The following is a 9,439-nucleotide window of genomic DNA, read 5'->3' on the forward strand; positions in this document are numbered from 1 at the left end:
GTGAATTGACCGTTACTGCCGGCGCGCTTATGGTTGCGCCATGCGATGGAATGCCCTGTTTGAGGACCTGGAGGCGCAGATAGCAGAGACCGCGGTCTTGGGCCGTGAGTCCGAAGTGTCGGAGCGGTCACGAATTGACATGGCGTCCATCGGTATGGCCGATCGGCTCCGTGGATCACTTGGCCGGAGCGTTGGGGTTCACCTGGTCTCCGGAACGGACTTTATGGGAACCCTGAGTCACGCGGGCGCAGAAAGCCTGGTGATCGATGAGGACGCCCACCAGGTTCTGATTCCCTACGCTGCGGTGTCCCATTACAGGGGGATGGGCCGCTATGCCGTGGGTGAGCCCTCCGCAGTACGGAGAAAGCTGGGTTTGGCCAACGCGCTTCGGAGCCTCGCACGGGACAGGGTGCCGCTCACGGTCCTGCTGGCCAGAGGTGCAGCTGGCGAGGTGCGGCTTTCCGGCGTCATTGACCGAGTGGGGCGGGACTTTCTGGACCTCGCTGTGACCCCACCGGGTGAAGCCCGCAGGGCATCGAACGTCGTGGACGTAGCAACCGTTCCCTTTGGGTCTTTGCTTGCACTTCGTTCAATGCGGCCCGGGGAACTGTAGCGTTTCGGAGGAGGACGAGCGATCAGTCCGACTTGGACTTTGACTCTTCGATCATCCGGCTTGCCTCGGCATAACGCTCTTCTATGTACTGTTCGAGCATCTTCTCCTCGACGCGCCACTGACCGCGGCCACCCACCTGGATGGCCTTCAGTTCGCCGCTACGCACAAGTGCATAGGCAGCAGGCGAATTAATCTGGAGCTGCTCGGCTACATCTGCAAGGGTGAGGAAACGGGGCATAGCTCAATTCTGCCACCACTGGGTGCAGGTGGTGCCGTTATCCACAGTTTGATGCTGTTTGGACCCGGGACTTCCCGATTGGCCACCGATGCCGTATCAATAATCATGACTGGCGCACTCAATCGCGCCTGACGCGTCAAGGGGGAGCACGTACGCATGATGTCCAGCGCCGCAGCCACAGGGGCACGTCTGAAGAAACCTTCGTGGAAGGATCCAAGGCTCCTTGTGGGGGTGCTGCTGATCCTCGCCTCGGTGGTGGGTGTGATTTCACTGCTCGGCAGTGCGGACAAGACCACAGAGGTCTTCGCCGCCCGCGAACCAATAGGGGTCGGCGAGAAGCTCACCACGGATAACGTCAGCCGCGTCAAAGTGAGGCTGGGGGAGGTGGAGTCCCACTACATAACGGCGGAGTCCGGGATGCCGGAGGGGGTGGTGGCTGTCCAGCGTATTGGAAAGGACCAGCTGTTGCCCCGGGAAAGCCTGGGAAGTGTGGACGCGCTGGACAGGAAGCCGGTCGCCGTCACCGTTCAGGAAGCATTGCCCGACCAGGCAGTGGCCGGGACCCGTGTTGACGTATGGGTATCCATGCCCGATGCGCGGAACGGATTTGCCCAGCCGAAGCTCCTGCTCCCGGGCGCGGAAATCGCCCAGGTCTCACCCGGTTCGACAGCTCTTGGATCCTCGAAATCCACTGTCCTGATGGTCTTGGTGGGCGATGAGCACATGCCGTCCCTCCTGGGAGCGCAGGCGAACGATGCCAAGATTTCCGTGGTATGGAATCCCGGCGGTGCCGCCAAATGAGCATTCCCGTCGTCACAGTCGGGCAGGCCCAGGAAGATCTGGTCGGCGGCCTCGAGAGGCTTCATGGACCCGTCACTGTCGTGCGGCGGTGCACTGAGTTGACGGAGTTGCTGGCTGCGTGCCAAAGCGGGCTCGCCCGGGCCGCTGTCGTGGCAAAAGGGAGCGAGGAATTGACTGCCTCCCTGGTCGACAGGCTCGCCGCGGTGGGTGTTGCCATCGTCGCCCTGACGGACAGCGAGGAGGAGTCCTCCCGATTGCGCGGTATTGGCGTGTCCGCGGTCATTTCGACCGTGGAATCCGCAGCCCTGGCCGAGCGTATCTCTGAGGCAGTTGCCCAGTTCCCGGGGCGGGTCAATGCAGCCATGGAAACAGGGGAGCAGGGTTGGGCTGAGGCGGGGGCTGTCTTGCGGCCCGGCACCGACGACGCCGGAAACCCTCCGGCCGCGCCCGGAACCGGCCAGATCATCGCAGTGTGGGGTCCTGCCGGATCGCCCGGACGGACACTGCTGGCGGTGAACATTGCCGGCGAACTGGCCGCAGAGGGAAAATCCGTCCTGCTCGTTGACGCTGATAGCTATGGGGCCAGCGTCGGCGCGGTTCTGGGGCTCCTGGACGAGGCAGCCGGCCTTGCCCAGGCCTGCAGGCTGGCGGACCAAGGGCTGCTCGACACAGCATCACTGCTTCGGGTGGCAGTGCCAGTTTCCATGAAATCGGGAAGCCTGCGGGTCCTGACCGGCATAACCCGGGCAGACCGGTGGACGGAACTTCGGGCCACCGCGCTGGCACGTGTCCTTGAGCGGGCCAAAGACGTCGCAGACGTTGTCGTCGTTGATACAGGATTCTGCCTTGAGGCCGACGAGGAGCTCAGCTTTGACACCATGGCGCCCCGCCGCAACGCTGCCACGCTCAGGAGCCTGGAACTGGCCGACACCGTCTTCGCCGTAGGGTCCGCGGATTCCATCGGGGTTCCCCGGCTGGTCCGGGGTCTCGCCGAACTGGATACGGCAGTGCCGGGCCTGCAGCCGGAAGTAGTGATGAACAAAGTGCGCGCCGCAGCGGTGGGGCGCTCGCCTGAACGGCAACTCCGCGAAGCGTGGGACCGCTATGGCCCGGCGACCGGCATCAAGGCGTTCCTTCCCTCCGATCCAGCGGCGGCTGACACGGCGCTGCTGTCGGGGTCTTTGCTGCTTGAGGCAGCTCCGGATTCGCCCCTTCGCTCCGGCATAGCGGGACTGGTTTGTGCACCTGGCCAGCAAAACCGACGATCCTCTGTATTTTCTTCCACAACAAAGCGTTGGCTGAGGGGCTAGGCTCACGATTAGGGCTGCAACGGTGCGGCCATGAACTTGTGATGGAGGCGTTTATCGATGTCGTCTGGGTCCAGCGTGGAGGATCAGTCCCGTCCGATCGGAGCCGAAGAGGGCTTCTTTGCGGACTACTATGAGCACCTCGCAGAGGAGGACTTTCGTGCTTATCCGAACGACGTCCTGAGTCAGCGGGCCGAGACGCACAAGAAGGTCGCGGCGAGCAGGGAGCCGGGCACCGCCAACATCTCAATTGTTGATGAACAGGACCGCAGCGTCGTGTACATCGTTACGGATGACATGCCCTTCCTGGTGGATTCCGTGAACGCAGAGTTGGTCCGCCAGAATTCGGCCATCCACCTCGTTGTCCACCCCATGTTCGTCGTCACACGCAACCGCCAGACCCATGAGCTGGTCAAAGTGAACAGGGTGCCGTCCAGCGTCGGCATTTCCAGCGGCGACACCGCTGCGCTCCCCAGCCTGTCCCACTTGATTGCCCAGGGCGACCACACCACCCATATGGAATCGTGGATCGCGGTGGAGATTGGCCGCGCTGACGAGGAGGCAAAGCCTCGCCTGAAGGAAGGCCTGGAACGGGTCCTGGGGGACGTCCGGGCAGCGGTTGAAGACTGGCCGAAAATGCGCAACAAGGCGAGGCAAATAGCCGAATCCCTCGACAAAGTTGCCAATCCCACTCAAATCGCCGAGCTGCGCCAGGCCCAGGACCTGCTTCGGTGGCTGGACGAAGGAAACTTCACGTTCCTTGGCTACCGCGAGTATGACCTCATCAACGAGGCAGGGGAAGATGTCCTGGAACTCCGGGAGGACAGCGGGCTCGGGTTGTTGCGCGCCCACCGTGACACGCCCCATGTCCAGCACCTCACGGACGCCGGCAGGCGGAAGGCGCGCGAGAAAAAGGCCCTGGTCATCACCAAGGCCAACTCGCGCTCGACGGTGCACCGCCCGGCCTACCTCGATTACATCGGTGTGAAAAGCTTTGACGCGGCCGGCAACGTCAACGGCGAACAGCGCTTCATCGGACTCTTTGCGACCAGCGCCTACACCGGTTCAGTCCGGAACATCCCCATCGTCCGCGAAAAGGTGGAAGCGGTCCTCCGCGGCGCTGGGTTCCCGCCCGATTCGCACTCGGGCAAGGACCTGCTCGGCATCCTCGAAACGTATCCCCGGGACGAACTCTTCCAGATCGAAGTCCCCGACCTGGCTGCGACGGCCACCGGCATCCAAAGACTGCAGGAACGCCGCCGCACCCGGCTGTTTTTGCGGCCGGACATCTACGGCCGGTTCATGTCCGCCGTCGTGTACTTGCCACGGGACCGGTACACGACCAACGTCCGTCTCCGGATCGAACAGGAACTGCGCGAGACCTTCCACGCCCAGTCCATCGACTATGAGGCGAGAATGACGGAGTCAGCCCTGGCCCGGCTGTTCTTCCGGATCCGCCTGCCCAAGGGCGCCGACGTCAGCAATGTCAACACCGAGGACCTGGAGAAGCGGCTCGTCCGAGCAGCGCGGTCATGGGGCGAAGGCATCAGCGAAGTCCTGCGCGATCGGGGCGACGGCGAGGGTTCCAAAGAACTTGCAGACCTCTGGGCTGAGGCGTTTCCCGCGAGCTACCGCGTGGACTACGAGGTGGAAGACGCCCTGGAAGACATTGAGAGGTTTGAAAAATACGGGGCCGCGGCCGAACGAAGCGAAGGAGCGAAGCAGGAGCGCCCCGGCGTGCATGTCTACCTTCCAGCCGGAGCGGGGGCAACGCTCGAAGAGGATGCACGGGTCAAGCTCTACATGCTCGAGCCCAAGAGCCTCAGCCAGATCCTTCCCTACTTTCATAACCTCGGGCTTGAGGTCCTGGACGAGCGGCCTTTCGAAATCGAAACGGCCGACAACCGCGACTTTTTCCTCTACGACCTGGGGCTGAAATTCCCTGCCGGGGTGGACCCGCTATCCACCGGCCAGCTGCTCGCTGATTCCTTCGGTGCTGCGGTGACGGGAGCCGCTGAATCGGACAGCTTTGACCGCCTCGTGCTGCGCGAAGGCATGAACTGGCGACAGGTGGTTGTGCTGCGGGCCTACGCCAAATACATGCGCCAGATGGGCAACACAAACTCCTTCGAGTTCCTGGCCGATACCCTGCTGGCCAACCCGGAGGTCACCAAGGGTCTCAGCGCGCTGTTCGAAGCCCGCTTCGATCCAGCACTGACAGAGCTGGAGCGCGATGAACGGCAGGCAAAGGTCCGTGCCGAGCTGGCCGCATCCATTGAAACTGTTGCGACCCTCGACGCCGACCGCGCCCTCAGGACCTTCACGAACCTGATCGAGTCAACGCTGCGCACAAACTTCTACCAGGAGAAGCCCTACCTGAGCTTCAAGCTGCACCCCGCAGGCATCGAAGGCCTGCCCTTCCCGCGGCCGCAGTTCGAAATCTGGGTTTACTCGCCACGGGTCGAGGGCGTCCACCTGCGGTTCGGCAAGGTCGCCCGCGGCGGTCTGCGCTGGTCCGACCGGCGGGAAGACTTCCGTACGGAAATCCTGGGGCTGGTCAAGGCCCAGACCGTGAAGAACGCCGTCATTGTTCCCACCGGCGCCAAGGGCGGTTTCTTCGCGAAGCGGCTGCCTGATCCCGCGGTGGACAGGGCTGCATGGATGGCGGAGGGGATCGAAAGCTACAAGACGTTCATCCGCGGACTGCTCGATATCACTGACAACCTGGTGACCGGCCCTGACGGTGAGCGGCTTGTTGCGCCCGAAAACGTTGTCAGGCACGACGACGACGACTCCTACCTCGTGGTGGCAGCCGACAAGGGCACTGCGACGTTTTCCGACATCGCAAACGCGCTTGCGGCAGAGTACGGCTTCTGGCTGGGTGACGCCTTCGCCTCCGGCGGTTCTGTGGGATACGACCACAAGGCCATGGGCATCACGGCCAGGGGGGCGTGGGAGTCTGTCAAACGCCACTTCAGCGAGCTGGACCTCGACACGCAGTCGGAACCGTTCACTGTGGTCGGCGTAGGCGACATGTCCGGTGACGTCTTCGGAAACGGGATGCTGCTGTCAAAGCACATCCGGCTGCTCGCTGCCTTCGATCACCGCCACATATTCCTGGACCCGAACCCCGACGAGGAAAAGTCCTACGCAGAGCGCCAGCGGCTCTTCGAATTGCCGCGGTCCTCGTGGGACGACTACGACAAGAGCCTCATCAGTGAAGGAGGCGGTGTCTACCCGCGGCAGGCCAAGTCCATTGCCGTCTCTCCCGAAGTGCGGGCGGCTCTCGGCCTGCCGGAGTCAACCACGCAGTTGAGCCCGCCCGAACTGCTGCGGGCCATCCTGCTGGCGCCGGCAGACCTGCTGTACAACGGAGGCATCGGCACCTATGTCAAGGCGAGCACCGAGTCCCATGCGATGGTGGGGGACAAAGCCAACGACGGCATCCGGGTCGACGGACGCGACCTCCGCGTAAAAGTGGTGGGCGAGGGTGGAAACCTGGGTATGACACAACGCGGCCGCATCGAGGCTGCACTTCAGGGCGTCATCCTTAACACGGACGCCATCGACAACTCGGCAGGCGTCGACTGCTCGGACCACGAGGTCAACATCAAGATCTTCGTCGACCGGATGGTCGCAGCGGGGAAGCTGGATCCGGAAGAGCGGGCAGATTTCCTGTCATCGATGACCGACGAAGTGGGCCGGCTTGTCCTGGAAGACAACATCGACCAGAACATACTGCTGCTCAACGACCGTCAACGTGTGGCCGAATGGAGTCCCAGCTACGAACGGCTTATGGACTGGCTGGAAAAGGCCGCGGACTTCAACCGTGACCTCGAGGCCCTGCCATCCACCACTGCCCTTCATGAACGGCTGGAGCAGGGGCAGGGCCTGACCTCGCCCGAGCTGTCAGTGCTCGCAGCCTATGCCAAGATCGAGCTGGCTACCGCGCTGCGTGACAGCGACCTTGCTGACGACCCCTGGTTCCGGCAGACGCTGCGTGCGTATTTCCCCAAGCAGCTGCGGGAACGGTTCGATACCGAACTGGACACCCATCCGCTGCGCCGCGAAATCATCGCAACCGTGGTCGCCAATGACATGATCAACATGGGCGGCATCACCTTCGTCTTCCGGACCATGGAAGAAACATCCGCGAGCGAAGTGGCGGTGGCCAAAGCGTTCGTGGCGCTCCGCGAGGTTTACGAGCTGGACAACATGGTGTCCGAACTGAACGACCTTCCGGCGTCGTTCCCCACGGAGCACTGGAGCACGGTTCACCTCGACATCAGGAGGCTTCTGGACCGGGCGGTGCGCTGGGTCCTTGGACAGGGGAACACATCCCGGCCCATCGCGGACATCGTTGCAGAATTCAAGCCGCTCATGGATCCCATGCGTGCCCGCCTTTTGGATTACCTGCGTGGCGATGACCGCGAACGGGTGGCCGAGTGGCTTGAAAAGGCACGGTCCTGGGGATTGCCTGAAGATATTGCCGACCGCTGGGCTGAGCTCTTTGAGAGCTTCGTCCTGCTGGACATCGCGAAGATCACCCACAGCCGCACGGAGCCGGTGGGCGAAATCGCCCACGTCTACTACACCGTGTTCAACCGCTTCCATGCGGACTCCCTGCTCGAACGGATCAGTTCGCTGCCCCGCCAGGACCGGTGGCAGGCACTCGCCCGCGCCGCCTTGCGGGACGATCTTTACTCGACCGTTTCAGACATGACGACGGCGGTGCTGGAGTCGACTGACGCAGGGTCACCGGCAGAGGACCGGCTCAAGGCCTGGGAGGCACTCAACGCCGAGCAACTGGGGCGTGCGAAGAGCATGTTCGATGAGGTCAACGCCCTCGAAGCGGACGACATGGCCTCGCTGTCGGTAGCATTGAGGCTCTTGAGGTCAATCGTCCGGCGCTAGGACTTCGGTCCGCGTCGAAATCTGGAGGTGCAGTGGCAATCTTTACGGACCCCATCAGGGAACATGCTGATTTTGGGCCGGGGGATGCCGAGTGGCTGCACCTCCTGGTGGGTGACTGGCAGATGGTGGCCGATCTCGCCTTCGCCGACCTCGCCCTCTGGTTTCCGCACCCGGACTATGGCTACGTGGCGCTTGCCCACGTACGGCCCTCCACGACGCATACGGTATTCCATGCCGACTTCGTCGGGGAGGGCATCCGGTCCGATCTTCAGGTCCTCGTGGATAAGGCGTGGGCAAGCCGAACGATCGAGCGCTCCAGCGAAACGAACTGGAGCAGTGAGATGGCGCTCCGGGTGGAAGCCGTGCCGATGGTCAGGAATGGCCGAACCCTTGCCGTGGTCACCTCCCACATGGATCTCTCAAGTTCGCGGATGCCGTCCCGGCTTGAGCTGACCTACCGCCAGTGCGCCTACGACCTGCTGCGCATGGGCACGCTCGGCCTCTGGCCGGACTTTGCCTCACCCACGGGCTCCCGCCGTGGGGCGCCCCGTGTTGGTGACGGACTCATCCGGCTCGACGCCGAGGGCATCGTGCAGTATGCGAGCCCGAACGGTGTCTCCGCTTTCCGCAGGCTTGGAGACGGCGAGTCGCTGGAGGGGCGTTCCCTTGCGGAAGTCACGGCCGGCCTGCTTAAGGACCGCCGCATGGTCGATGAAACGCTGCCCCTGGTTGTCACCGGACGCATGCCGTGGCGCAGCGAGATCGAATCCAGGGGCGTCAGCCTGTCCCTGCGGGCGATTCCGCTCCGTGACGAACAGCAGCGGTTCGGGGCACTGGTGCTGTGCCGCGATGTGTCGGAGCTGCGGCGCCGGGAAATGGAGCTCGTCACAAAGGACGCCACCATTCGTGAAATCCACCACCGGGTCAAGAACAATCTGCAGACAGTGGCCGCGCTGCTGAGGATGCAGTCCCGCCGCATGGTCAGCGACGAAGCAAAACAGGGACTGGAACAGGCCATGCGGCGCGTTGCCACGATTGCCCTGGTCCACGAGACGCTTTCCCAGGGGCTCACGCAGAGCGTTGACTTCGATGAGCTGATTGGACGGCAGTTCAGGCTTTCGGCCGAGGTCGCTTCGCCCTCCCAGCAGGTGAAAACCCAGAGATCGGGCCAGTTTGGAGAACTCCCCAGCGACTTTGCCACCCCGCTCGCACTGGTGATCAATGAACTGGTGACGAACGCCGTCGAGCACGGGCTGGAAGGCAGGACCGGAACAGTCTGGCTGCTGGCCGACAGGTCTGAGGGGGACGACGGAGCTGAGCTGCTCACGGTGACCGTGGCAGACGACGGAGTGGGCCTGCCGGACAGCCCCCACGTGGAGGGCCTCGGGCTCCAGATCGTCCGGACCCTGGTTACCAGCGAACTGGGCGGAACCATCCAGTGGAAGCCCCGGGAGGGCGGCGGTACTGCGGTCCAGATCGTGCTGAGCCTGGCAAACCGCTAACGGCAGAGGGGCGCGGAACACACCCCCGGAAGTATTGGGCAACAGCAAAGGCCGCGGACGCTAG

The 9,439-nt window shown here is 63.3% G+C and carries 6 protein-coding genes; 5 read left to right on the forward strand and 1 reads right to left on the reverse strand.

The features are described from left to right. Positions 1–40: 40 nt before the first annotated feature. Positions 41–613 (forward strand): hypothetical protein, encoded by a 573-nt coding sequence (locus AC6CH3_RS23080; RefSeq protein WP_498134653.1) that lies wholly within the window; start codon positions 41–43, stop codon positions 611–613. 22 nt (positions 614–635) lie between these two features. Here the strand turns inward: AC6CH3_RS23080 and AC6CH3_RS23085 are convergent, their stop codons facing one another. Then, positions 636–851, reverse strand: a complete 216-nt coding sequence (locus AC6CH3_RS23085) for a helix-turn-helix domain-containing protein (RefSeq protein ID WP_400578601.1) — start codon at positions 849–851, stop codon at positions 636–638. A 156-nt stretch (positions 852–1,007) separates the two neighbouring features. On the opposite strand from AC6CH3_RS23085, the gene AC6CH3_RS23090 reads away from it, so the two are divergent. The 4 genes from AC6CH3_RS23090 to AC6CH3_RS23105 are packed head-to-tail and all read left to right on the forward strand — an operon-like array spanning position 1,008 to position 9,375. Beyond that, complete coding sequence (locus AC6CH3_RS23090; RefSeq protein WP_498134654.1) at positions 1,008–1,652, forward strand: hypothetical protein; 645 nt, start codon at positions 1,008–1,010, stop codon at positions 1,650–1,652. Next, complete coding sequence (locus AC6CH3_RS23095) at positions 1,649–2,962, forward strand: CpaE/TadZ family protein (RefSeq protein WP_498134655.1); 1,314 nt, start codon at positions 1,649–1,651, stop codon at positions 2,960–2,962. Before AC6CH3_RS23090 ends, AC6CH3_RS23095 begins: the two co-directional genes overlap by 4 nt. A gap of 57 nt (positions 2,963–3,019) precedes the next feature. Next, complete coding sequence (locus AC6CH3_RS23100; protein WP_498134656.1) at positions 3,020–7,873, forward strand: NAD-glutamate dehydrogenase; 4,854 nt, start codon at positions 3,020–3,022, stop codon at positions 7,871–7,873. Between the two features lie 32 nt (positions 7,874–7,905). Continuing rightward, positions 7,906–9,375 carry a sensor histidine kinase gene (locus AC6CH3_RS23105; protein ID WP_498134657.1) on the forward strand — a complete coding sequence of 490 codons (1,470 nt, stop codon included), beginning with the start codon at positions 7,906–7,908 and terminating at the stop codon, positions 9,373–9,375. The last annotated feature ends 64 nt before the right edge of the window (positions 9,376–9,439 follow it).

Source organism: Arthrobacter sp. GQ119, from assembly GCF_059759125.1.